This is a genomic window from Hyphomicrobiales bacterium (genome assembly GCA_016125495.1).
GTDB lineage: Bacteria > Pseudomonadota > Alphaproteobacteria > Rhizobiales > RI-29 > RI-29.
Genome location: WGLQ01000001.1, coordinates 40,662 through 64,322, shown reverse-complemented (window position 1 = coordinate 64,322; position 23,661 = coordinate 40,662). Strand labels below are relative to the sequence as shown.

General features: G+C 66.9%; 24 protein-coding genes. 10 read left to right on the top strand and 14 right to left on the bottom strand.

Annotation, left to right across the window (positions count from 1 at the left end):
* Positions 1-186: 186 nt before the first annotated feature.
* Together dnaA and GC150_00265 are read right to left on the bottom strand one after the other, a co-directional pair.
* The gene (gene dnaA, locus GC150_00270) at positions 187-1,794 is read right to left on the bottom strand and encodes a chromosomal replication initiator protein DnaA (protein ID MBI1383334.1); all 1,608 of its coding nucleotides are present in this window, start codon (positions 1,792-1,794) and stop codon (positions 187-189) included.
* A 936-nt stretch (positions 1,795-2,730) separates the two neighbouring features.
* Positions 2,731-3,006, bottom strand: a complete 276-nt coding sequence (locus GC150_00265) for a 30S ribosomal protein S20 (GenBank protein ID MBI1383333.1) — start codon at positions 3,004-3,006, stop codon at positions 2,731-2,733.
* 414 nt (positions 3,007-3,420) lie between these two features.
* On the opposite strand from GC150_00265, the gene GC150_00260 reads away from it, so the two are divergent.
* From GC150_00260 to GC150_00250, 3 genes are all read left to right on the top strand, one after another.
* Entirely contained in the window at positions 3,421-4,431 is a 1,011-nt protein-coding gene (locus tag GC150_00260) for an NAD-dependent epimerase/dehydratase family protein (protein ID MBI1383332.1), read from the top strand.
* Between the two features lie 157 nt (positions 4,432-4,588).
* Complete coding sequence (locus tag GC150_00255; GenBank protein ID MBI1383331.1) at positions 4,589-5,233, top strand: hypothetical protein; 645 nt, start codon at positions 4,589-4,591, stop codon at positions 5,231-5,233.
* The gene (locus tag GC150_00250; protein MBI1383330.1) at positions 5,230-5,826 is read left to right on the top strand and encodes a hypothetical protein; all 597 of its coding nucleotides are present in this window, start codon (positions 5,230-5,232) and stop codon (positions 5,824-5,826) included. The genes GC150_00255 and GC150_00250 overlap by 4 nt, the downstream gene beginning before the upstream one ends.
* 12 nt (positions 5,827-5,838) lie before the next feature.
* On the opposite strand, the gene mepA is transcribed toward GC150_00250, so the two are convergent.
* Positions 5,839-6,837 carry a penicillin-insensitive murein endopeptidase gene (gene mepA, locus GC150_00245; protein ID MBI1383329.1) on the bottom strand — a complete coding sequence of 333 codons (999 nt, stop codon included), beginning with the start codon at positions 6,835-6,837 and terminating at the stop codon, positions 5,839-5,841.
* A gap of 224 nt (positions 6,838-7,061) precedes the next feature.
* Between mepA and GC150_00240 the strand changes: the two genes are divergently transcribed.
* Positions 7,062-7,748, top strand: coding sequence for a heme-binding protein (locus tag GC150_00240; protein MBI1383328.1), 687 nt, complete (start codon positions 7,062-7,064; stop codon positions 7,746-7,748).
* A 229-nt stretch (positions 7,749-7,977) separates the two neighbouring features.
* Here the strand turns inward: GC150_00240 and typA are convergent, their stop codons facing one another.
* The gene (gene typA / locus GC150_00235; GenBank protein MBI1383327.1) at positions 7,978-9,801 is read right to left on the bottom strand and encodes a translational GTPase TypA; all 1,824 of its coding nucleotides are present in this window, start codon (positions 9,799-9,801) and stop codon (positions 7,978-7,980) included.
* 113 nt (positions 9,802-9,914) lie between these two features.
* Between typA and GC150_00230 the strand changes: the two genes are divergently transcribed.
* Complete coding sequence (locus GC150_00230) at positions 9,915-10,499, top strand: DnaJ domain-containing protein (protein ID MBI1383326.1); 585 nt, start codon at positions 9,915-9,917, stop codon at positions 10,497-10,499.
* A gap of 31 nt (positions 10,500-10,530) precedes the next feature.
* Here the strand turns inward: GC150_00230 and GC150_00225 are convergent, their stop codons facing one another.
* Positions 10,531-11,190 (bottom strand): hypothetical protein, encoded by a 660-nt coding sequence (locus GC150_00225; protein ID MBI1383325.1) that lies wholly within the window; start codon positions 11,188-11,190, stop codon positions 10,531-10,533.
* 492 nt (positions 11,191-11,682) lie between these two features.
* Here GC150_00225 and GC150_00220 point away from each other — a divergent pair, with 492 nt between their 5' ends.
* Positions 11,683-12,057 carry a hypothetical protein gene (locus tag GC150_00220; GenBank protein MBI1383324.1) on the top strand — a complete coding sequence of 125 codons (375 nt, stop codon included), beginning with the start codon at positions 11,683-11,685 and terminating at the stop codon, positions 12,055-12,057.
* Positions 12,058-12,089: 32 nt separating this feature from the next.
* On the opposite strand, the gene GC150_00215 is transcribed toward GC150_00220, so the two are convergent.
* Complete coding sequence (locus GC150_00215; protein ID MBI1383323.1) at positions 12,090-12,737, bottom strand: glutathione S-transferase; 648 nt, start codon at positions 12,735-12,737, stop codon at positions 12,090-12,092.
* 134 nt (positions 12,738-12,871) lie between these two features.
* Positions 12,872-14,092: an argininosuccinate synthase gene (locus tag GC150_00210; GenBank protein ID MBI1383322.1), complete on the bottom strand. Its 1,221-nt coding sequence runs from the start codon at positions 14,090-14,092 to the stop codon at positions 12,872-12,874.
* 116 nt (positions 14,093-14,208) lie between these two features.
* On the opposite strand from GC150_00210, the gene GC150_00205 reads away from it, so the two are divergent.
* The gene (locus GC150_00205; GenBank protein ID MBI1383321.1) at positions 14,209-14,889 is read left to right on the top strand and encodes a 2-hydroxychromene-2-carboxylate isomerase; all 681 of its coding nucleotides are present in this window, start codon (positions 14,209-14,211) and stop codon (positions 14,887-14,889) included.
* Between the two features lie 65 nt (positions 14,890-14,954).
* Here the strand turns inward: GC150_00205 and GC150_00200 are convergent, their stop codons facing one another.
* The 6 genes from GC150_00200 to GC150_00175 all read right to left on the bottom strand — a co-directional run bounded on the left by GC150_00200 (position 14,955) and on the right by GC150_00175 (position 19,665).
* Positions 14,955-15,812 (bottom strand): hypothetical protein, encoded by an 858-nt coding sequence (locus GC150_00200; protein ID MBI1383320.1) that lies wholly within the window; start codon positions 15,810-15,812, stop codon positions 14,955-14,957.
* A gap of 178 nt (positions 15,813-15,990) precedes the next feature.
* A complete protein-coding gene (locus GC150_00195; GenBank protein ID MBI1383319.1) occupies positions 15,991-16,419 on the bottom strand; it encodes a hypothetical protein in 429 nt (142 codons plus the stop codon).
* A complete protein-coding gene (locus GC150_00190) occupies positions 16,419-16,868 on the bottom strand; it encodes a hypothetical protein (protein MBI1383318.1) in 450 nt (149 codons plus the stop codon). The genes GC150_00195 and GC150_00190 overlap by 1 nt, the downstream gene beginning before the upstream one ends.
* 94 nt (positions 16,869-16,962) lie before the next feature.
* Positions 16,963-18,267 (bottom strand): 23S rRNA (adenine(2503)-C(2))-methyltransferase RlmN, encoded by a 1,305-nt coding sequence (gene rlmN / locus GC150_00185; GenBank protein MBI1383317.1) that lies wholly within the window; start codon positions 18,265-18,267, stop codon positions 16,963-16,965.
* 240 nt (positions 18,268-18,507) lie between these two features.
* Positions 18,508-19,017 carry a hypothetical protein gene (locus tag GC150_00180; protein ID MBI1383316.1) on the bottom strand — a complete coding sequence of 170 codons (510 nt, stop codon included), beginning with the start codon at positions 19,015-19,017 and terminating at the stop codon, positions 18,508-18,510.
* Positions 19,018-19,125: 108 nt separating this feature from the next.
* On the bottom strand, positions 19,126-19,665 hold the full coding sequence (locus GC150_00175; protein ID MBI1383315.1) for a TrmH family RNA methyltransferase: 540 nt from the start codon (positions 19,663-19,665) through the stop codon (positions 19,126-19,128).
* 356 nt (positions 19,666-20,021) lie between these two features.
* Between GC150_00175 and GC150_00170 the strand changes: the two genes are divergently transcribed.
* Positions 20,022-20,996 carry a zinc-binding dehydrogenase gene (locus tag GC150_00170; protein MBI1383314.1) on the top strand — a complete coding sequence of 325 codons (975 nt, stop codon included), beginning with the start codon at positions 20,022-20,024 and terminating at the stop codon, positions 20,994-20,996.
* Between the two features lie 28 nt (positions 20,997-21,024).
* Here GC150_00170 and GC150_00165 read toward each other — a convergent pair whose 3' ends face one another.
* Entirely contained in the window at positions 21,025-21,420 is a 396-nt protein-coding gene (locus tag GC150_00165; GenBank protein MBI1383313.1) for a DUF1232 domain-containing protein, read from the bottom strand.
* A 142-nt stretch (positions 21,421-21,562) separates the two neighbouring features.
* Here GC150_00165 and GC150_00160 point away from each other — a divergent pair, with 142 nt between their 5' ends.
* Both GC150_00160 and GC150_00155 read left to right on the top strand, forming a co-directional pair.
* A complete protein-coding gene (locus GC150_00160; GenBank protein MBI1383312.1) occupies positions 21,563-22,348 on the top strand; it encodes an SDR family NAD(P)-dependent oxidoreductase in 786 nt (261 codons plus the stop codon).
* A gap of 135 nt (positions 22,349-22,483) precedes the next feature.
* Positions 22,484-23,506, top strand: a complete 1,023-nt coding sequence (locus GC150_00155) for a DUF2865 domain-containing protein (GenBank protein MBI1383311.1) — start codon at positions 22,484-22,486, stop codon at positions 23,504-23,506.
* Positions 23,507-23,661: the final 155 nt, after the last annotated feature.

The following is a 23,661-nucleotide window of genomic DNA, read 5'->3' as shown; positions in this document are numbered from 1 at the left end:
GAGGCCCGGGGACGCGGACATTGGACTGCCCGCATCGATTTTTCAAGGCTGCGGGCGGCGAGGGCGGTGGCGGAGCGGTCACTTTCGGCATTCGAGCCGGACTGCGCGCCCCACGAAAGAATAAGGGCCCCGGTGGCCATTCGCCGTGCCGGAGCCCTCGGAATTGACGGACCACAGGTCCCGGGCTTATGAATTGAGGAAGCGCTTCAGTTCGTCGATCTCGTCCTTGAGGCGCATATCCACTTTAATCTCCGCGTCGATCTTGCGCACGGCATGCAACACGGTCGTGTGATCGCGCAGCCCGATCCTGCGGCCTATCTCGGGCAGGGATCGCGAGGTGAGCTGCTTGGCGAGATACATCGCCACCTGGCGCGGCCGGACCACGGAGCGGTGGCGGCGTTGGGACAAAATATCCGTGCGGCTGACCCCGTAGTGTCGCGACACGAGCTTCAAGATGTCCTCGATCTTGATGCGCTTCTGTTCCGGTCCCTGCATCAGGTCGCGGATCGCCTCGCGCGTGGTCTCGACGTTGATCGGCAGCCCCGTCAGGTGGCATGCGGCATAGAGCCGCGTCACGGCGCCCTCGAGTTCGCGAGCGCTTTCGTTCAGTTCGCTGGCGAGGAATTCGATCACCTCGCGTGAGAGCTGGAAGGTCGGGTCGGCCGCCTGCTTCTCGGTGGCGCGCCGCCGCAGGACGCGGCAACGCAGGTCGTAGTCCAGGCTGCCGAGTTCCGTCACCAAACCGCCGGAGAGGCGCGAACGCATGCGCGGATCGAGCCCCTCGAGGAGACCCGGCGCATTCGCCGAAGCCACCACGACCTGGCGCCCGCTGTCGAGGAGGGCGTTGAGGGTGTGGTCGAATTCGAGTTCCGTGCGCTCGCCCTGCAAGAACTCCATGTCGTCGATCAGGAGAATTTCGATGTTGCGGATCGTTTCCTTGAAGCTCGTTGCCCGCTGATTGCGAAGCGCCTCCACGAAGCTGTAGCGGAAGCGCTCGGCGGTCAGATAGAGCGCCCGTACGCCCGGATAGCGCCGCTTCACATCCCAGGCGATGGCATGCAAGAGGTGCGTCTTGCCGAGCCCGACGTTGGAATGGATGAAAAGTGGATTGTAGCGCAGCGGCTGCTCCTTCAACGTCTCGGCGACCTGACGGGCCGCGGCGAACGCGAGCCGGTTCGGGGCGCCCTCGACGAAGCTGTCGAAGGTGAGGCGCGGGTCGAGCGGCGAGCCGTGGAAGCCGTTGATCTCGGTGTGGCTGCTCGGCAGGTCCGCATGCTCGACGGGCGCGCTCGTCCTGGCGTGGGATCGGGGCGCCGACGTGCCGCGCTCGTCGTCCCGCTCGTCGTCGCCGGACCGAGCCTGCACCTTGACCGCACGGCCCGGCACGCGGATGGAAAGCGATACGCTCCTGACGCCCTCGTACTCGGCCGAAAAGCAATCGAGCAGCAGACGCATGTAGTTCCGCTCGATCCAGTTCTTGAGGAAGCGTGTGGCATGAGACAATTCGAGCTCACTGCCTGTCCGACCCTCGAACTGCAGTTGCGCGAACCAACTGATGAAATTCTCGTCCCCGACCGCCGCCTTGATGCGGGCCAGCGCCCGCATGAACGGCTCGCCGGTGACGTCGCCGCCCGAGGAGGCCGCGACATCCGAAACCGGCCGCGAGATGCGCGGTGCGCGGATGCGGTCGATCTCGATCGGCGTTCCTGTCTCCTCACGACCGGACGGCGCCGCCTGACCGAGGTCCTTGTCGTCCGGGAGCCCTTCGCCTGGTGTTTTCGAATCAGATGCCATTTCAGTTCACCCCTGCTTGCCGGTAAGGGGCATTCGCCCCGTTGTTCTCGAACGCAATGATGCCCGTCCGCCGCTTCAGGGCGAACATCACGCAACGCTACAAAGGAAATTAATCCCGCTACCCGAACGCCGGGCATGGAAGGAAACGAGACTCGAGCCAATTGGAACGCGGCCCGGCGTCGCACGCGCGACGCGCCTCACGCAGTGTCGGACAAGGCCATGCCGACGATCGCGCCGTTCCGGCGCAAGCAACCAACCGTCCACGTCAGAGACGAGGAACGTACATGCTCGATCTGGTCATCAGTGACCGCGATCGGCAGTGAACAACCATACGCTTCAGATGCAGCTCTCAATTTCAAGGCCCCCCGCTTGCCGGTCGCCGACGTTCCGCCACGAACGCTGGGCTTTCGGCAGGCATAGTTTCGCTATCCCCCGGAACGTGCATCCGCCCCAGGGGTCAGTTCGTCACCCGCATGCTTGACTTGTTGTTGGCCGCAATGATGGCCGCGGTACGCGATACGATGTCTTGGGCGGTGACGTTCCCCTTCGCCCCGGACCCCCTGTCCTTAGCACCCCTCGGGGCTGTGGGCAAATCGGGAAAGCCTGGGACAACCGGCGCGAAAGTGGCCTCGAATCCGGCGTTTGCGACGGTTGCATGAACGTTCCAAAATGGAACGAATGTTCGGTAACCTGTTGATTTTCTCTATCAAAATCCGATGCCAAAGGCATCGATGCCGCAGATCGATGAAACTGTTCTGCGGCGTGAGGCAATGCGGATTCTGCGCGTCCCATCGCCTGGTTGGGAGAACAAAGAAGGCGCGGCCGGCATCTCTCCGGTCGCGCCTTCGGGGGATTCTGCGGCCAATTGCTTTGGCTTGGGTGTTCAGGTCCGACCGTCCACAGGGTCTGCCGGTGTGACGGACTGGCAACAGCAAATCAGGAAGTGGCGGCGGCCATGGTGCGCAGGCGGGCCGAGAGGCGGGAAACCTTGCGCGACGCGGTGTTGCGGTGGATCACACCCTTCTGGGCGGCGCGCATGATCTCGGGCTCGGCAGCCTTGAATGCCACCGTCGCCGCTTCGCTGTCGCCAGCCGCGATCGCCAGCTCGAGTTTGCGCACGAAGGTGCGCATCCGGCTGCGGCGCGCCTTGTTGACCGCGGTGCGCTTGGTGATCTTGCGCACGGCCTTCTGGGCGGACTTCGTATTGGCCATCGTCGTTCCTCGACTTCAACGACAAGGTGAGTGGGACCGCGAGCCGACGAGGCGGGGCGGACACGCCTTGTTAAATGGGAATATCCCGCGCTGGTCCCACCAGCGCAGGTTGACACTCCTATAGTCGGTGCGGTGCGTGCAGGTCAACGGAAAGCCGTATGAATCGGGCGCTTTCAGGCGACTGACCGGTCCGCCGGTCGACATGGGAGCCGCCATGGGGAACGCGCGAGAAGGGGCGTGGGGTGGACGCCGCGATGGGCGCGGTTGCAGCGGGCCCGCCCCGGTGCCAGAAGACTTCGGGTCGGGTCGCGGCGATTCGTCCCGTTCCGGGCGTGAGGTGGTGAGCGTAGCGTCCGGCGCCGCGGGGCCGGCGGACCCGATGGAGTTCTGGCGGCGCGGACAACGGAGCGCAGGATGCGGGTGCTGGTTACCGGTGTCGCCGGATTCATAGGCTATCACACCGCCGAAGCGCTGCTGGCGCGCGGCGACGAGGTGATCGGCCTCGACAACCTCAACGATTACTATGACGTGCGGCTGAAGCAGGCGCGTCTGGCCCGCCTCGAGGGGCGTGAGGGCTTTCAATTCGTGCGCGGCGATCTGGCGGATGGCGTTCTCATGGCGCGGCTCTTTGGCGAACGCCGGCCGGACCGGGTCGTCCATCTGGCGGCCCAGGCGGGGGTGCGCTACGCTGCGCAGAACCCCGGAGTCTACGTCGAATCGAACCTGAAGGGTTTCCTGCACGTGCTCGAAGGCTGCCGGCACAACGGCGTCGAGCACCTGGTGTTCGCCTCTTCGAGTTCGGTTTACGGGGCGAGCACGCAACTTCCCTTCAGTGTGCACAACAACGTCGATCACCCGATCAGTCTCTATGCGGCCAGCAAGAAGGCCAACGAGCTGATGGCGCATTCCTATGCGCACCTCTACGGGATTCCGGTCACGGGGTTGCGGTTCTTCACGGTCTATGGGCCATGGGGCCGGCCGGACATGTCGATCTTCGTTTTCACCCGCAAGATCCTGGCCGGCGAGCCGATCGACGTGTTCAACCACGGGCGCCATTCCCGCGATTTCACCTACATCGACGACATCGTCGAAGGGGTGTTGCGCACGCTCGACCGGGTCGCGACCCCGGCGCCGGAGTGGTCGGGCGACGCACCGGACCCGGCGACATCGCGGGCGCCCTACCGTCTCTACAACATCGGGAACAACCGCCCGGTGGAGCTGATGGATCTCATCGGGCTCATCGAAAAGGCGCTCGGACGCACGGCCACAAAGAACTATCTCGACATGCAGCCGGGCGACGTGGAGCGCACCTTCGCCGACATCGAGGCCCTGGCCCGCGATGTCGGGTTTCGCCCGACGACGCCGATCGAAGTCGGGATCGAGCGGTTCATCGCTTGGTTTCGGGACTATCACGATCTCGGGTAGAATTTCGAGATCGAAATAAATCCTTGTTTTTCGTGAAGACTTCGGCAACCGGGGGCGTGGCATTGGAAGCAGGTTACGATCCGGTCGGCGGTGACGATCATACGACGACGGTCCGACCGCGCCAGCTAGGTGATGGCTCGAGCTGTGGGGGGAACTGATGACGACGAAGGTGATCATCTGGCTCGTGGCGCTGACCATCGCGGCCAGTCTTTTTGCCGTCCTGGCCGGGGCGGGGCTTCATTGGCCGCATATCGTGGTCTGCCTCATCGTCAATCTGGCGATCGTGGGCCTCGCCTGGGGCGAGAACGGGCAACTGCTGCGCGAGGGGGCATCGCGGGCGGAGATCGGGGCCTCCAACGCGCGCTACATGGGAACGATCTGGGGGCTTGCGGCACTCGCCATGGCGGTCACCTATACGGCCGTGCTCGAGTGGCGTGAATGGTGGCACTTCGTTGCCGGTTTCGCCGTCGTCGCCGCGTTCTGCACGCTGCTGGCGGGGATGCTCTACAGCCGGCGCAACGAGCCGGTCCGGGTCGGGCGAATCCTGCACTACGCGCGTCTCCTCGGCTGGGCACAGCTCGCCGCGATGGCGGTCCTCCTGGTCGGACTGGTGCTCGACAGCAAGATGGATGCGCTCGGCATCGCGCCGCTCTATACGCGGGACAATCCGCCGCAGGACTGGGCGGCCAGCAATATCTTCTTTGCCGGCGGTTTCGCGCTGCTGCTGCTGAGCTGGCGGGCGATCCAGACGTACGACATGACGCCCGACGCGGCGGGTCAGTCGACGACGAAGCGGGCATGAGGCGACGCCTGATAACGGCGCTGGCCGGGGCGGCGGTGACGGTCTCGGCCGCCGCCGCCGGCTCGGCGGAAGTCGCCTGGCTCGGGGCGGGCCTGACGCTGACGACGCTCGCGGCCCTCACGGCGCGGGCGGTCGCGGCACGGCGGGCCGGTGCCCGCTCCCCGGCTTACATCGCAGCCGCCGAAATCGGGCGCGGTTTCGCGGCGCTCGCCGTCTGGGCGGGGCTCGGCATGGGCGGCGCCTACTACCTCACCGATCTCTCCTGGTATCACGCCTATCAGTATGCCCTGGCCTTCCTGCTGGTGGCGGGCTCGGCGGTCTGGATCAGCGGTCGCATCGGCGTTGCCGGGGCGGCCGCCGCCGCCGATCGGGACTTCTGGTCGGCGCCATGGCTGCTCGTTGCCATCGCAGTCCTGCAACTCGCGGGGGGCATCGCCGCTGTGGTGTTCCTGGCGGCCAGCGGCAAACTCTTCGGCATGCGCGCGGACTGGATGGCGAACGTCATCTTCGCGACGGCCGCGGCCGGCCTTGCGGCGGCAGGCCTTGCCGGGCTCGTCGCTTTGCGCGGTCTCATCGCCGGACGCGCTGGATAGGCCGCGTGATGGTCAGCGCGGGCGGCGCACCGGCAATGCGGTGACGCTGGCGACCGCGGCACTCCCTTTGAGAATGAGCGGTGGCCGGTCGTGCGCGAGGACCTCGCGGCAGGCCGCCGGCAATTGAGCGAGGGTCAGCTCGGGCTTCGGCGCCGCGGGCTTCGGCTTGGGGCGCGGGCCGCGCGGCGGGTTCTCGATCGCCGCCTTGGTCTTGCGGTACCATTCCTCGGCGGCGGCACAACTCGTTCCGCCGGGGGCGTCCTGGCTCTTGCAACCCTCGCTGCCGCGCGGGCAGTCGAGCCGGATGTGCATGTGGTAATGATGGCCCGGCCACATCTGCACCTTGGCGAGCCAGGGCGCGTCGCCGCCGTTGGCCTTGCAGAGGGCGTGTTTGATGGCAGGGTTGACGCCAACGCGGTTCACCTCCGGGTAGGAGGCCGCGCGGCGAATGAGCGCGACGTGGCGCTCGGTGAAGACGGCCGGGTTCACCTCCAGGGTATTCTTCAGCATCGAGGTTGCGGCGAGATTCTCGCGCTCCTGCCACGTCAGACGGCGATCCGGCATCGGGGTCAGCCAGATGTCGGCATCGAGGCCGACCTGGTGGCTCGAGTGGCCGGTCAGCATCGGCCCGCCGCGCGGCTGCTGCATGTCGCCGACGAGAAGACCGGGCCAGCCATCGAGGCGCTGGCTGTCGTCGGCCAGCTGCTTGACGTAGTCGATGAGCGCGGGATGGCCCCAGTTGCGATTGCGCGAGAGCCGCATGGCCTGCCAGGCCGGCCCGTCGACGGGCAGGGCGACGCCACCGGCGAGGCATCCGCGTGAATAAAAGCCGATGGCGCGCGCCTCCATGGGGGCGGCTGCGACGACCATGCCGAACAGTTCCTTGGCCGGCGGCAAGTCCTCGGCGGCGGCGCGATCGGGCGCGGCAAGGGCGGAGCCGAGCGCCAAGAGGGCGGCGAGGCTGGCGAGGCACGCGATATGGCGGCCCCGGATCGTTCTGCGGGTGGTCATGCGCATCCCCTCGGCAGGCTCCATCTGTCGATCGGTGAGCGAGTGTAGCCGATTTGGCGGCGGAAATGGGATCGGCGCGACGTTTTGCCCGGTGACGAACGTCTCGACGAGGCGGGGTGGATGGCAAAGCCGCCTTCGCCGGCTGATCCCGAGGGGCGCGCCGGCACGTAACCGTCAGAGCGAAGAGGCGCGTTCGGCGCGCGAGGTTGATTTCGGAGCGTGTGATGCGGAGCGTGCGAATGGTTCTCCTCTGGGGTCTGGCGGGCATTGCGGTGCTCGGGGTCGTCGGCATGGGGGTGTGGGTCTACGTGGTGCAGAACGTCGAGCAACCGAGCTATGCCCTCGTGCGGGCGGACGGGGCGATCGAGGTCCGGGACTATCCGCCGCTGGTCGTCGCCGAGGTGACGCGGGGCGGCGACCGCAAGACGGCCGTCAGTGCCGGGTTCCGGCCGCTCGCGGGCTATATCTTCGCCAAGAATCGCGCGGGCGAGACGGTCGCGATGACGGCGCCCGTGACGCAGACGCCGGGTGCGGGGACGGGGACCGCGGGCGTCGCCGCCGACCGATCCATCGCGATGACGGCGCCGGTGACGCAGGAGCCCTCCGCGACGGGCGACGGCACCTGGGTCGTGCGCTTCATCATGCCCTCGAAGTATCGCCTCGCCGACCTGCCGGCGCCGGGCGGTGGCGATGTCCGGCTTTCGGAGCTGCCGGCGCGGCGGGTCGCCGCGATCCGCTTTTCCGGCGTGGCGACCGACGACCTCGTCGCCGAGCAGGAGGCGCGCCTGCGCACCTGGATCGCCGCTTCCGGGCTCCAGGTCACGGGCCCGGCGACCTACGCCTACTACAACGACCCCTTCACCCCGGGGTTCCTGCGGCGGAACGAGGTGATGGTGGAGGTCGGGGGGTGAGGAGGGGGGCTACACCGTCAAGGGACAGCGACGCCAAACCAACCGCAGCACCTAGGTCGGGTTTCGCGAAGGGCTTGACCCGACCTACGATTCTGCAATTTGCCGCGAACATCGAGTGGGCAAACCATCGGGGCAAACCGAGGCCGTATGTCTCGACAATGGGTGCTCTTGGCTCACCGCGTCGATACTGAGGAGCTCAGCGGCTCAATCCGCCCGAAATCCTCCCCGCTCAGCTCGCCAGCTTCTGGCGCTCGTGGCGTTTGCGCTCGTGCGGGTCGAGGTAGCGCTTGCGCAAGCGGATCGACTTCGGCGTCACCTCCATCAATTCGTCGTCCTCGATCCAGGAGAGCGCGCGCTCGAGCGTCATGCGGATCGGCGGCGTCAGGCGCACCGCCTCGTCCTTGCCAGCGGCGCGGATGTTGGTCAGCTTCTTGCCCTTGAGGACGTTCACCTCGAGGTCGTTGTCGCGCGTGTGGATGCCGATGATCATGCCGGCATAGACCTTGGTGCCCGGGTCGATCAGCATCGGGCCGCGATCCTCGAGGTTCCAGAGCGCGTAGGCGACCGCCTCGCCGGGCTCGTTGGCGATGAGGACGCCATTGGTGCGCCCCGGGATGTTGCCCTTGAAGGGCTGCCAAGCGTGGAACAGGCGGTTCATCACGGCGGTGCCGCGGGTGTCGGTCAACAGCTCCGACTGATAGCCGATGAGGCCGCGCGTCGGGGCGTGGAAGACGAGGCGCACGCGCCCACCACCCGAGGGGCGCATCTCGAGCATCTCGCCCTTGCGCTCGGACATCTTCTGGACGACGACGCCGGAGTGCTCCTCGTCGACGTCGATCAACACCTCCTCGACGGGCTCCAGCGTCTCGCCGGCCTCCTCGTCCTTCTGGAGGACGACGCGCGGGCGCGAGACGGCGAGTTCGAAGCCCTCGCGGCGCATCGTCTCGATCAGCACGGAGAGCTGCAATTCGCCACGCCCGGAAACGTAGAACGCGTCCTTGTCGGCCGATTCCTCGATGCGCAGCGCGACGTTGCCCTCGGCCTCGCGCAGCAGACGGTCGCGGATCACGCGGCTCGTCACCTTGTCGCCCTCGGTGCCGGCGAGCGGGCTGTCGTTTACGATGAACGACATGGTGACGGTCGGCGGGTCGATCGGCTGGGCGGCGAGGGGCTCGGTCACCTCGGGGGCGCAGAAGGTGTTGGCGACGGTGCCGTTCTGCAATCCGGCGATGGCGACGATATCGCCGGCCTCGCCGAGTTCGATCGGCTGGCGCTCGATGCCGCGGAAGGCGAGGATCTTGGAGACGCGGCCGGTCTCGACCAGCTCGCCGGTCGGCGAGAGCACCTTGATGGTCTGGTTCGGGCACACGGAGCCGGAATGGATACGTCCCGTGATGATGCGCCCGAGGAAGGGGTTGGCCTCGAGGATCGTGCCGATCATGCGGAAGGGACCGGATTCGGCATGCGGGGCCGGCACGTGCGAGAGGATCATGTCGAAGAGCGGGGCGAGCCCGTTCGTGCGCTCGCCGGCCGGGTCGGTCGCCATCCAGCCGTCGCGGCCGGAGCCGTAGAGGATCGGAAAGTCGAGCTGCTGATCGTTGGCGTCCAGCGCGGCGAAGAGATCGAAGACCTCGTTCACCACCTCGTCGGGCCGCGCGTCGGGCTTGTCGACCTTGTTGACGACAACGATCGGACGAAGGCCGATCTTCAAAGCCTTGCCGACCACGAACTTGGTCTGCGGCATCGGCCCCTCGGCGGCATCGACCAGCACGACGGCGCTGTCCACCATGTTGAGGATGCGCTCGACCTCGCCGCCGAAATCGGCGTGGCCCGGCGTGTCGACGATGTTGATGCGGGTGTCCTTCCAGACGACCGAGGTGGCCTTGGCCAGGATCGTGATGCCACGCTCCTTTTCGAGGTCGTTGGAATCGAGCACGCGCTCGGCCACCCGCTGGTTGTCGCGGAAAGCGCCGGACTGGCGCAGGAGCTGGTCGACGAGCGTCGTCTTGCCATGGTCGACGTGCGCGATGATCGCGATGTTGCGGAGCGCCATCAGGGGTCTCGTTTCAGGGATGATCGGGAGCGTCGCGGCCGCGTCGGCGGAGTGGGCGAAGCGTTGCGCGCGGTCAGTACCACACTTTCTGCTGCACTGCGAGAGGCCGTGAGGTGTGGGGACGCGCGGCGCCCGGCCCCGGCGTTTCCGGCACGATTCGTGCTCCGGAGGGCGGGTGTCAGGGGTTCCTGGCGGTTCCCCCCCGGATGGAGTGCGGCATGTTCGAGCGTGGTGTCGTCGACAACGTCAACCGGTCCAATCGCAACGCGCAGCTGGTGCGCCTCGAGTTCGCGGACGGGGGTGAGATCGTCGGCCGCCTCTATCTCGCCGCGACGCGAAGCCTTGCCGACGAGCTCAACGCGGCCGGCGGATTCATCGATTTCGAGCCCGAGGGAGGTGAGCGCCGGCTCTTTTCCAAGGCGATCATCCGCTCGATCGTGCAGCTGGAGATCCCGAATGCCGACCAGCTCGAGCGCCGGCACCGGCAAATGGAGCAGGGCGATCCGTTCTCGATCCTCGGCGTGCGGCGCGGGGCCGACCGCGAGACCGTGCGGAGCGCCTACCATCGCCTCGCAAAGCTCTATCATCCCGACCGATTCTCCGGCACCGATCTGCCGGAGGAGGTCGCGGCCTATCTCAGCACCGTGGTGCGCCGGCTGAACGTCGCCTACGACATGATCGCCAAGTCCGGGAAATGAGCCTGATCGACGGGTGCTGGGCCGCCCTGGCTCATGGCGCCAGCGCCGAGGGGTGCATTTCGGGGCGGTAGCCTGCCGCAATCGTGCGCACGCTGGACTGGGGCGTGAGGAGCCGTGGGCTCGTGAGGCGCGCGAGCTGGACCGGGGCCCCGTAACCCGATGGGCTCCAGGGGCGAGCGACCAGCGGCCCTTCGCCATCGCCGTTACCAGCGCTTGGCGCCGGTGCGACCAGCCAGAAGCACCCATTCGCCAGCAGCATCATGCCCGCCACAGGGCTCTTTGCCGCGAGCGGCGCGAACGCACCGGTAACGGCTCCCCGCTCGGCATGCAGGGTCCGGTCGATGTCGGCCGCTCGTGGTCGTTCGCTCGAAAGACCCGCTCGGGTCCAACTCGAAACGAAGCGGTCGAAGTCGGCGCGCCGGCATTCGGCGCATGGGCGGTGGCCGGCGGCGAGTGCCGTGGCCTCGTCGAGGAAGAACAGTTCCGTGTAGCGGCCGGGCCGCATCACGACCCGGTGGCGGCCGCGAAATTCGAGCCGGCAGACGAGCCAGGCGCGGCCGGCCCAGCGGCGGCGAGGCGCGAGCGTGCGCGCGGGCGTGTGGAAACAGCCGCCGCGATTGCCCATCCAGGCGCCGCGTTCCGGCGTCTCGATTATTTCCCCATCCGGGCGTACGCGGTTGCGCAGCGGCAATTTCGCTTCTTCCCTAACGCGTGTCGTTGCTCGGCGTTAACCACACCGACAGCCGGCGGTTGACGCTGCAACTCGCGAACGGTCTTTTGGAATTGTTAACCCTACCAGAACGTCGGTCGGAGCACCATGAACCGGATCCTCGCAGTTCTCGTCATTCTCGTTGCTTGCACGGTCCCGGCGCAAGCGGGCGGATTCTCCTATGCCACACCCGGCTATGGCGAAATCTGCGAGCATGGCCACCATCACGGGCACGGATATCGGCACGCGGGGCGGCATCATGCTCGGCACCATGGGCACCATGGCCACCACGGGCATGCGGGGCGGCACAAGGGGCGTCACGCCGGTCGGCTCCGTCACAGCCGCCATGCCGGCCTGATCCGGCGCCATGGCGAACGGGTGAATTACTCCCGGCGATCCGTGCGACGGCACGGCCAGCGCACGTGTCGCGGCCACGGGCACAAGGGCAAGCCCGCGTGTCAGCCGACGGTGGTGGTGATCGAAGCGTGCGGCGCCGCCTGCATCTCCTCGGGGCGGAGGAATTTCCCGCACGCCCTGACGATCCAGCGCGCCAAGCATGGCGCAAAACGCCTCGCGCACGTCCGTAAGCCGCTGGTGCACCGGGTGGTGCGCATCCCGCATGGCAAGCCTATGCCGCACCGGGCCAAGAAGCACCACCCTGTTGCCAGCTTCGGCCATCATCGGACGGCCGTCGCCCATGGTGGGTTGATCCGCCATGCGGGCGGAGGATACTTTGGCAAGGTCACGCACGGCGGTGGGCTGCGACACGCGGGCCATGGTGCCTTTGCCGGAAGCCACGTGTTCGGCGGTGGCAAATTCCACATGCGGCGCGGCAAGCCCGGGCATTAGGTGGTCCGGAAGCGCGGGGTGGAGGGAGGCCGTCAGCCCGCCGCCGGCGGCGTCACCGGATGCTCGGCGAGCAGGGCATCGTCCGCCTCCCGGGCCCTCACGGCAGCCGGCCGCGCCGACAGCCGCTCATGGTAGGCTTCGAAGACCGGCCGCGGTTCGATCGTGCCGAACTGCATGCCCCAGCCGATGTGTGCCCCGACATAGACGTCGGCGGCGGAAAATCCATCGCCGAGAAGGTACGGGCGCCCCTCGAGCATGCCCGCCAGCGCCTCGACGACCTCTTCGAGGCTGCCGTAGCCGACCATGCCCTTCTTGTCCGGTGGGACCGAAACGCCGAGTGCCTTGTTCGTGACGGCGGCCTCGAGGGGGCCGGCGGCAAAGAACATCGCGCGGTAGTAGGTGCCGCGCCTGGGATCGCCGATGGCAGGCGCGAGGCCCGCCTCGGGATAGGCATCGGCGAGGTAGGCGCAAATGGCCGGGGCCTCGGTTACGACAACGCCGCGATGGACGATGGCCGGCACCTTGCCCATCGGGTTGATGGCGAGGTAGGCGGGCGCCTTCATGGTTGTGCCGTAGGCGAGGGGGTGCACTTCATAGGGGCAACCGACTTCCTCGAGCATCCAGCGCACGATGCGTCCCCGCGACATGGGGTTGGTGTAGAAGGCGACGGTGTCGGTCATCGGCGTCCATCCTCGGCCGGGAAGGCCTTGCTTGTTAAAGGAAACGGCCACATCCTTTAATAAGGCGAATCGCTATTAAAGGTTCCTGCGCATGCCAAGCCATGATGGCAGGGTCGGTCGCCCAGCCCTCACCCTCACGCCTTGTCCCGCACCCCGAGCGTTCTCAGCCGCAAAGCGTTGAGGCGGATGAAGCCGGCGGCGTCCTTCTGGTCGTAGGCGCCACGGTCGTCCTCGAAGGTGACGAGGGTCGAGGAATAGAGCGACTTGGGCGACGAGCGGCCGGCGACCATGACATTGCCCTTGTAGAGTTCGAGCGTCACCTCGCCCTCGACGTGCTCCTGGCTCTTGTCGATCGCCGCCTGCAGCATGTGGCGCTCGGGCGAGAACCAGAAGCCGTTATAGATCAGCTCGGCATAGCGCGGCATCAACTCGTCCTTGAGGTGGGCGGCGCCGCGATCGAGCGTGATGCTCTCGATGGCGCGGTGTGCGGCGAGCAGAATGGTGCCGCCCGGGGTCTCGTAGACGCCGCGTGATTTCATCCCGACGAAACGGTTCTCGACGAGATCGATGCGGCCGATGCCGTTGTCGCGGCCGAGGTCGTTGAGCGCCTTCAACAGCGTTGCCGGGCTCAGCGCGACGCCGTCGAGGCTGACGGCATCGCCGCGCGAAAAGCCGATGCGGACCGTCGTGACGCGGTCGGGCGCCGCCGTCGGGGAGATCGTTCGCTGGTAGACGATCTCGGGCGCCTTCTTGGCCGGGTCCTCCAGCACCTTGCCTTCGGAGGACGAGTGCAAAAGGTTGGCGTCGACCGAGAAGGGCGCCTCACCCTCCTTGTCCTTGGCGATCGGGATCTGGTGGGTGCGGGCGAATTCGAGCAAGTCGTCGCGGCCCTTGAAGGACCACTCGCGCCACGGGGCGATGATCTTGATGCCCGGCTCGAGCGCGTAATATCCGAGTTCGAAGCGGACCTGGTCGTTGCCCTTGCCGGTCGCGCCGTGGCAGACGGCATCCGCGCCGACCGCCCGGGCGATCTCGATCTGCTTTTTCGCGATGAGCGGGCGGGCGATCGAGGTGCCGAGCAGATAGACCCCCTCGTAAAGTGCGTTGGCGCGGAACATCGGGAAGACGTAGTCGCGCACGAATTCCTCGCGCAGGTCCTCGATGAAGATGTTCTCGGCGCGGATGCCGAGCATCAGCGCCTTCTCGCGCGCCGGGCCAAGCTCCTCCCCCTGACCAAGGTCGGCGGTGAAGGTGACGACTTCGCAATCGTGGGTCTCCTGAAGCCATTTCAGGATGATCGAGGTATCGAGGCCGCCGGAGTAGGCGAGCACGACCTTGTTGACTGTTTGGGCCATGGCCCTTGCTCCTGCTTCCCAAAGCGCGATTTGTGCCGGCACTATAGGCAGGGGCAGGGCTGCGGCAAGCGGGATCGTCGGGAACCGTCACCGGTCGGGCGGGTGGCTTCGCCTCGATGATCGAAGCGATCGGTCGTATCGTAACCGGTGCGAACCGCGGCACTGGTCGCACAATCAGGACGGAGGTCGACGTGGCGCAACCGAAGCTCGAATTCTGGTTCGAGTTCGCCTCCACCTACAGCTACCTCAGCGCCATGCGGATCGGTCCGCTCGCGGCGAACATGGGCGTCGAGGTCGTGTGGCGACCGTTCCTCCTCGGGCCGATCTTCAAGGCCAACGGCTGGAGCACGTCGCCCTTCAACCTGCAGCCCGCCAAGGGACGTTACATGGTGCGCGACATCGAGCGGATCGCGGCCGAACGCGGCTTGCTCTTTGCCTTGCCGGAGCCGTTTCCCGCGGCCAGCCTCACCGCTGCGCGGGTCGCCTGCGGCAGCCAGGACGAAGATTGGATCGAGGAGTTCGTCAAGGCCGTCTACCTCGCTGAATTCGAAGGGCGGCGCGATATCGCCAGTCCCGAGGTGTTGCACGATGCGCTGGCCGCCGCCGGGGCACCCGTCGAGGAGGCCATGGCACGGGCGGCAAGTGATGAAGTCAAGTCGCAGCTGCGGGCGCAAACCGAAGAGGCCGCGCGCCGCGACATCTTCGGGGCTCCGACGTTCATCACGCAGTCCGGCGAGCTGTTTTGGGGGGACGACCGGTTGGAGCAGGCGCTCGCCTGGGCGGGCGGAGGCTCCTGAGGCGACGAAACAGAACGGCCGGCATCGCTGCCGGCCGCTTGGATTTTTTGGTCGGACCGATTCGGTCAGTGCTTGCGCGTGGTGCGCGACGCCGGGCGCTTGGCCGCGGTCCGGGCGGTCGTGCGAGGCGCCGGTTTGCGGGTCGTCTTTGCCGTGGCCTTGGTCGGGGCCGCGGCTTTGGTTCGCGTCGCGGGCGCACTCGGCGTGGCCGCCGGCGTGACGTCGATCGTGGTGGTCGTCGGCCAAGCGGTCATCATGCCCTTACTGGCGGCCTCGAGCCAGTCCGAGAAGAGACGGGCGGCCTCCGCGTTCGGTGCAAAGGCCTCGTAGCTCGCGGCCCGGGGGCGCCCCGTCGTCCACATTTCGGACCAGGGCGCCGTACCGCGCTTCATCGCATCGGTCAGCCAGTTCGGCATGCCGAAGGCATTCAGCGCCGACTTGGAGGCCTGCGAGCCCTGCCCGTTCATGGCATTCGCTGCGGCCGCGACGGGCGCCATGCAATTGGACCAAACCTGAGCGACGCTGGCGGCGTCGCCCCAAGCACGCGTCATATCCGTGGAATAACCGAAGGTCTCCGCCCAGGTCTCGAGCGGCGTACGGGCGGGGGCGCGGTACCAGGAACGGCCGGCACGGGAGGCGGGCCGGCTGGCGGACAACGACGAGGCGGCGCTTGTGGCGGCGCGCTTGACGCGCTGGCCGGGTTCGGCGCCGACCGGGCGGCCCTTGGCAAAACTGGTCATCGACGATCGTGCCGTTCCGCCGGTCGCGAGGGCTTCCTCGGCGAAGCGGAACATGGTGTCGGTCATCTCGGACGCCGTCCTGACGGCGGCTTCGGAAACCGTGGCCATGGTGTCCATGTGGACGCTGGCCAAGTGCATCATCGGTGCGAAGAAGTCATTGGTCGTGGCGGTGTGCGAGGGCATCTCGATGGGCTTTCGATCGTCGGCCCCGAAGGGCGCAGGAGCGTGCAGGGAGAGCGCGGATCGATCTCGACCAGCTCGTGAACCTGTATAGTGCCGGTTTTGCTGCAATGCAACAAATATTGCAATGCAACGAAAGCGTCGGCGAGTGTCCCGCGCGGCCGGTGGGCCCCGGATGGTGTCAGCGACGTTCGAATTGGCTGGCGCGCGGGGCCTCGGGCGCGCGGCCGGCGATCAGCCAGAACGTCATGCCCGCGGCGATACCGGCGACGGCGAATGCCGTCAGGGCATAGGTATTCAGCGGCAGGTCGATGCCGTGCGCCAAGTGGTGGATGACGAATGCGCCGGTGAGCGAAACCGCGGCGCCGAACAGGACGTGGCCAATGAGCCCGCGATAACCGAGCCAGCCGGCAACCGCGACGGCCAGCATGGTGGGCAGAGCCGCGATACTCGCGAAGGCGAGGGCGGCATCGATCGCCTCGGTCAAGAGATGCGGGGCGAGGATCCGCGATGGCCCGGGTGTCGCAAAGAGCGCGAACGAAAGGCCGGCGACCAGGCTGGCGCAGGCGAAGGCCAGCATATTGGCGAAAAGCTGCTTGAGCAGTCGCATCAGGCGTTCCGACCGGCGATCAGCCAATAGACGAAACCGCCCCCGAACCCGGCCGTGGCGAGCACCTGATAGAGGGTGGTGCTGGCGATCCGCGTGCTTTCCGGATCGAGGAGCGTGCTCAGGAGGGGCATGACGGCGAGCGCGGCGCCACCGGCGAGAACGTAATAGAGCGACGACGAAATGCTCGCGACTTCACCGATGATCACCACCAGGAGTGCCGGCACGATCGAAAACCCTGAGGCCATGGTTCCGAGGAAGGTCACCTGCTCGAAGAACGAGACGACGCCGTCGAGTTCCTCGAAACCGGTCGGGCTGGTCGCGGCGCGCTCGTGCACGAAGCGCTCGAGTCCGAGTGTGACGAGGATCATCGCCGATGCGATGGCGGCGAGCAGGAAGCCGAAGGTGACGGCGAGCGTTCTTGCGATGGCGCGCAGCATGCGGATCGTCACTCCCTGAATTCGTCCCGCCCGAGCCGCCTGCGCGGCGATCGTGCGTCGGTCTGCATGATTCGCCGTCGGGTGGACGGCCATCGTCGTCCCAGGATCAGGATGCGGGATCGCCAGCCGCGCTTTCCGACGCACGCCGAGCCCGTGCGGAAAGTCGCTCGGATGCGCTCTTGAGCTGACCGCAGGCGGCCATGATGTCGCGCCCGCGCGGCGTGCGCACGGGGCTCGCATAGCCCGCCCGATTGACCACTTCGGCGAAACGCTCGATCTGCTCCCAGCTCGAGCACTCGTAAGGCGAGCCGGGCCATGGATTGAAAGGGATGAGATTGATCTTGGCCGGTATTCCGGCGAGGAGGCGGACGAGCTCTCGGGCATCGGCGAGACTGTCGTTCACGTCCTTCAGCATGACGTATTCGAAGGTGATGCGCTTGGCGTTGGAAAGCCCGGGGTAGTCGCGGCAGGCCGCGAGCAATTCCGCGATCGGCCATTTGCGGTTGATCGGCACCAGTTCGTCGCGCAAGGCATCGCGCACGGCGTGCAGCGAGATGGCGAGCATGGTGCCCGCCTCCTCACCCCATCGACCGATCTCGGGGACGACGCCCGAGGTCGAAAGGGTAATCCTGCGGCGCGAGATGCCGAGGCCGTCCCCGTCGCTGGCGCGCAGCATGGCGTCGCGCACGTTGTCGAAATTGTAGAGTGGCTCGCCCATGCCCATGAGGACGATGTTGGTGATGGCGCGTTCGCTCTCGGGCACGAGGCCGTCGTTGGGGCGTACGCCGCCGGGCCAGTCGCCGAGTCGGTCGCGCGCAACGAATATCTGGGCGAGGATCTCGCCGGCCGTCAGGTTGCGCACGAGCCGCTGCGTGCCAGTGTGGCAGAACGAGCAGGTGAGCGTGCAGCCGACCTGACTCGAGATGCAGAGGGTGCCGCGATCGGATTCGGGGATGTAGACCGTCTCGACCTCGGGGGGGCGCCGCGACGTGCCATCGCCGGCCAAGCGCAGCAGCCACTTGCGGGTCCCGTCGTTCGAAATCTGCTCGGCGACGATCTCGGGTCGGGCGAGCGTCGCTTGGCTGGCGAGCGCGGTGCGCAACGGCCTCGAAATATTGGTCATCTGATCGAAGCTGGTGGCGCCGTGGACGTAGAGCCAGCGGTCGAACTGCTGGCGCCGCATGCGTAACTGTCGGTCCGGCACTCCGACAGCGCGGAGGATCTGGTCGAAACCATCGGGCGATAGGCCGATGAGACTTGGGCTTTCACGGCGGCCGGCCGGCTCCAGCTCCCGGGCATGCGGCGGGGCCGCGCCTTCGGGGGCCGCGCTGGGCAACGAGAGGCCGTCGCTCTCGCGCCCAGGGATTGGTCGCGGCGCGTCCCCAGGGAGGGTGTCGAGTACTCGTGTCATCTGGCGGTGGTGACCTTCGTCGAAAGCACGGCGGGCGCGCCCTCGACAGCTTGGTCGGTCCTCTCGCGGCGCGCGCCAGGAGTGTGGCGAGGAGGGCGCACCGACACAAGATCCCTGGGGAGAAATGTCGGCGCTGCGAGCATGGTCACTGTCGTCGCCGGAGCCAAAATGGAGGTCCCTGCCGAGCGGCTCCGAAAAGGCACCTTCACCGCTTCGGGGCCGGTCTCCAGCGCCGCGCGCCTATTCGCAGACCTTGGCGACGTGGTTGAGGGCGGCGGTGATCCCCGAAAGCGAGTAGGTGTCGGTGGTCGCGGTTCCGCGGTCGGACGTGCCCTTGACCACCATCCGCGAGCCGCGACGCATGGCATCGACCAGCCGGCGCTCGGTGGCCGCACTTTCGACAAACGCCTTGTCGCCGTTGTTGAACAGCTCGAAGTTGTCGGAGCCGATCGTGATGACCGTGGTGGCGTCACGCGAAAAGTCGTAACCGATCTTCACGCTGATCTCGTTCGTCACGCCGTCCTTCGGCCAGGAGGAGACGTAGAAGTAGACTTCGCCCCGCTCGGCGTTCTTGGGCTCGAAATCCTTGGGTTGGGATACGGCGAAGCAGAGCTTGCCGTTCGGCCCATCGTGCGAGAAGACCGACCAATCGTTGAACTTCTCGATGAACTGCGCGCCTGACTGAGCGTTCGCCGACGGGGCGCCCGCGATCAGGACGAGGCCAGCTATCAGGGTGATGATCAATCGCATGGTTGCCTGCTCTCGTTTCTTGAAAAGACGCGAACGGTGCATGGGGTGTGTCGCTTTTGCGTGCTCGGGGACTGCGACGTCAACCCCTTCGAGGGTAAAACCTGCGGTTCACGGCTCGCCTTCCTCGGCGCGGCGTAGCCGTGGCCGGCCATGAACGTGCTGGTTGGCGGGCTCGACCGGACCACCGGGCATCACTGGACGCTCCGGAAAACCACCATGACAACGCAAACGATCGTACATGACGATGGCGCCGGCTGTCGCCACGTTGATGCAGAAAGACGTGGGTATCTTTATGACATGAGCACAGCGTGAGCGCATGGCTTGCGAAACGGCACCACGTTCAGGGCCGAGAACGTAGGCGGCGCGGCGAGGATGGCGGTAGCTCGGCAGCTCGATGGCACCCTCGGTGAATTCGACGGCGACCAGTGTGCAGCCCGTTGGGAGCGCCATCTCATCGATGCTCCGCCAGCGATAGACGGGGAGGTTTTCACACGCGTGCGAGGTGTCGGAGGGCGCCTCGCGGGTTCGGGGGTGAGCGGCGACGGTGAACACGAACGCCGCGCCGAAGGCATGGGCGCTGCGCACCAGGCTGCCGACGTTCATCGGTTTGGAGACACCCTCGATCCCGATCGCGAAATAGCCGCGCATGTTTCGGTGTCCGCTCGCCGTGCCGACGTTCGCGGAGCGCTCCCTTGTGATGCCGGCCATACCGACCGAACCCGTTGCCTCGCCGCGGCGGGCCGACTAGTGTTCCGGCTCCGACATTCGGTACCCTTTGCGGCACTCGATCGACCAAGTGTCGAAGTCAAGAGGAATACTAGCAAGTTTTTGATTCTATTGCAGTTTATGCATCCGACGTTTGGTTCGAAACCGTGCTGCGAGCGGGTAGCGAACGTTGGATGCGCTGCGCTAGAGGGTCCTGCGTCAGGCGCGAACCACGACGGCCGCGCGCACCGCGCACACCCACCAGCCCGCATCGCGAGGCACTACCAGAGGCATCACACATGAAAGCCGCGCTCTGCAAGTCATTCGACGGGATCGATGGCCTCACGATCGAGGAGATCACCGATCCGGTGCCCGGCCCTGGCGAATGCCTGATCCGGGTGACCGCGGCAGGGCTCAACTTCCTCGATACCTTGATGGTCCGCAACCGTTACCAGGTGAAGCCCGACCTGCCCTTCTCGCCGGCGGCGGAGATCGCGGGAATCGTGGCGGGAGTGGGGCCCGGTGTGCAACGCGTTCGGATCGGCGACCGTGTCGCTGCCTTCATCGGCCATGGTGGGGCGCGCGAGAAGGTGGTGGTGCGCGAAGAACTCCTGGCGCGGGTGCCGATGCGGGTCAGCGATGCCGTGGCGTCTGGCGTCGCCGTGACCTACGGCACCGCCTACCACGGTCTCGCCGAGAGGGGACGGCTCGCCGGCGGCGAAACGGTCGCCGTGCTCGGAGCGGCCGGTGGGGCCGGTCTCGCCGCCGTGGAGATCGCGAAGTTGCTCGGGGCGCGCGTCATCGCGCTCGCCTCGAGCGAGGACAAGCTCGCCGTGGCGCGGGCGCATGGCGCCGATGTCGCGATCAACTACGACGCGGTGGACCTGAGGCAGGCGCTGCGCGAGGCGGCGGGCGAGGGCGGCGTCGATGTCGTCTACGACTGCGTCGGGGGCGACAAGGCCGAACCGGCACTGCGCTCGCTGGCTTGGGGCGGGCGCTATCTGGTGATCGGCTTTGCCGGGGGCGAGATCCCGCGCTTCGCGCTCAATCTCATCCTGCTGAAGAGCGTCGACGTGGTCGGCGTGTTCTGGGGCAAGTCGACGGAGCGCGATCCGGTCGGTCACGTCCGCCAGCTCGAGGAGCTGCTCGGCTGGTGTGCCGAGGGAAAGCTCGCGCCCCGCATCCACGGCACGTTCCCGCTCGCACGCATCCAAGAGGCGCTCGGGGTCATCGAGCGTCGCGAGGCCAAGGGAAAGGTCGTGCTGTCGCTTTGAGCGACCGGGCGGGCTCGTGGAGCTGGCCTCAGGAAAGCGGGGTGGCCGGGTCGCGCGCAAGACGATCGAGCGCGCTGCGTGCCGCCTCGCGGTGCGGCGGTCGGATGTGTTCGCTGACCATGCGCATGGCGAGGGCCAGAACGGCCGCGTCGTCCGTGTAGCCGAGCCCGACGATGAAGTCCGGCAAGGTGTCCAATGGCAATATGAAGTAGGCGAGCGCCGAAAGAAGCGTCATGCGCACGCGCGTCGGCGTCCGCGGGTCCATAGTGCAGTAGTAGGCGGCAACGAGATCCTCGGCGAACGGCAGGCGCGCCGCGATCCCTGCGAGCTTCCTCCAGAAACCGTCGCGAACCTCGGCGAGCTTGACCGCCAAGTCCTCGTCAGCCTGTCCGTCGGTGCTGTCTCGGGTCGAATCCACCGGCATTCCATCCTCTCGAACAGATCGTCGAAGTGGCCCCGTTCGTCCTTGCTTTCAACGGTCACCCGCCTTCAGCCTATCGCTGGTACACGCGCCATGGCAAATGGTCGGGATCGCCAACGATGGTCGCGAACGCAGGGAGGCTCGAATGAAGCTCGACAGTGGCATCAGCGCGGTGGTGACCGGTGCGGCATCGGGCCTCGGCGAGGCGACGGCGCGGCGGCTCGCGGCGGCTGGCGTCAAGGTTGCGGTCTTCGATCTCGATGCCGAGCGCGGAAAGGTGGTTGCCGGCAGCTTCGGCGGGCTGTTCGTGCGCTGCGATGTCGCGGACCCGGCGAGCGTCGATGCTGCCCTCGGGCAGGCGCGGGCCGCGCACGGGCAAGAGCGCATCCTGGTCAACTGCGCCGGCATCGCAACAGCGCAGAAAACCGTCCGCCGCGACCGCGAATCGGGTGCGCCGGTGGCGCACGATATCGCGGTCTTCGAGCGCACCATCCGCGTCAATCTCGTCGGCACCTTCGTGATGCTGTCACGCGCGGCCGCCGGGATGTCGACGCTGGCCCCGCTCGGGCCGGATGGCACGCGGGGGGTGATCGTCAATACGGCCTCGATCGCGGCCGAGGACGGTCAGATCGGTCAGGCGGCGTATGCTGCGTCGAAGGGTGGTGTGGCCGCGCTGACACTGCCGGTGGCTCGCGACCTCGCGCGCGAGGGCATCCGCGTGATGGCGATCTTGCCCGGACTCTTCCATACCCCGATGGTCGATGGCCTGCCCGAGGAGGTCCGCCGCAACCTGGCGCGTGGCGTGCCCTTCCCCTCCAGGCTCGGCAGAGCGGACGAATACGCGGCGCTCGTTCAGCACATTTGCGAGAACGACATGCTGAACGGCGAGACGATCCGGCTGGACGGTGCCCTCAGGATGCAGCCAAGCTAGCTGCCAGCGTGGGGTCTAGCCGTCGTCCGTGATATAAACCAATACCGAAATAGAGATATTCACTGTCCATTAAGTTGTTGGACTGGCCCGCTGTTTGCTCTATCTGTGCCCTGGGGTAGCAGTTGCAAGTCGAGTATGGGGCACGTCATGTCGAGCGATGCGTACGGCGCCGGTCGGATTTTCGACCGTTTCGCGGGAGCCTTTTCTTTGTTGGTCGCGGGGCTGCTGGTCGTGGCCATGCCCACATTCGTCTTCCTGCTCGTCAATGACGCCAGCGAGAGCGCGGCTCGCACCAGCCGATCGAGCGATGCGGAGGTCTATCGCGGCTCGGTGCTCTTTACAGCCGACGACTGGAACAGCTTCACGACGGCCATCCGCGACGAAGGCTACTGGACGCGCCGGCGCCCGGCAGGCGGTCAGGGCGGCGGCAGTGGCGCCGAACAACCGCTTCTGCAACCGGCCGGGCTCACCAGTGCGAATGGTGGTTCGGCCAGCGCCTGGCAACCGGGCACACGCAACAGCGGGCGGGTGCCGCAATCCGAGTACGGCACCTATCGCACCGTCTGCGTTCGGCTCTGCGACGGCTATTTCTGGCCGATCAGTTTCACGACCGGGCGCGGCAATTTCCGCGCGGACGAGCAGGCCTGCGCCTCGAGCTGCGCGGCCGAGACGAAGCTCTTCTACTACGCCAATCCCGGTCAGGAGCCCGAGGATATGGTAGACCTGCGCGGTCGCCCCTACAGCAAGCTGCGCACCGCGTTCCAGTATGCGCGCCAGCAGGTTCCGAGCTGCAAGTGCCGCCCCGATCCGTGGGAGGCCGCCGCTCAGCAGCGCCATGCGCGCTTCGCCCAGATGGAGCGTGACGGGACCATGAAGAAGTACCTGGCCCAGCTCGAGCGCAAAGCGGATCGGGCCCGGGCACAGCGTGTCCAGGTGGTGAGTTTCGGCGGCGGTATCAGTGCGCCTTCTTCGAGCCGCACGGTCGTGGCCGGCGGCGAACAATCGGGCGATAGCCGCTACGTGCGCAGCGTCAACCGCATGGGCCTCGGCGCAACGTCGCGAGTGGTCGTGGTGACGCCTTCGAGCCGGGCACCCCAGGCCTCGGTGTCACGCGGCGTGGCGCGCAAGTCGGCATTCAGCTCGGCCGAACAGCGCTGAGGGCTGGATCGTCCGACGGGAGAGGGGCGCGGCTTGGAGTGCCGCCGTGCACGCTGTTCGGATCGGCACCATGAAATGGGGCACGATTAGCGAAGCCTTTCCACTTCCAGGCTAGGGCTAGGACGTACGCGGCGGTGCCGCTCGTCCTTTGACCC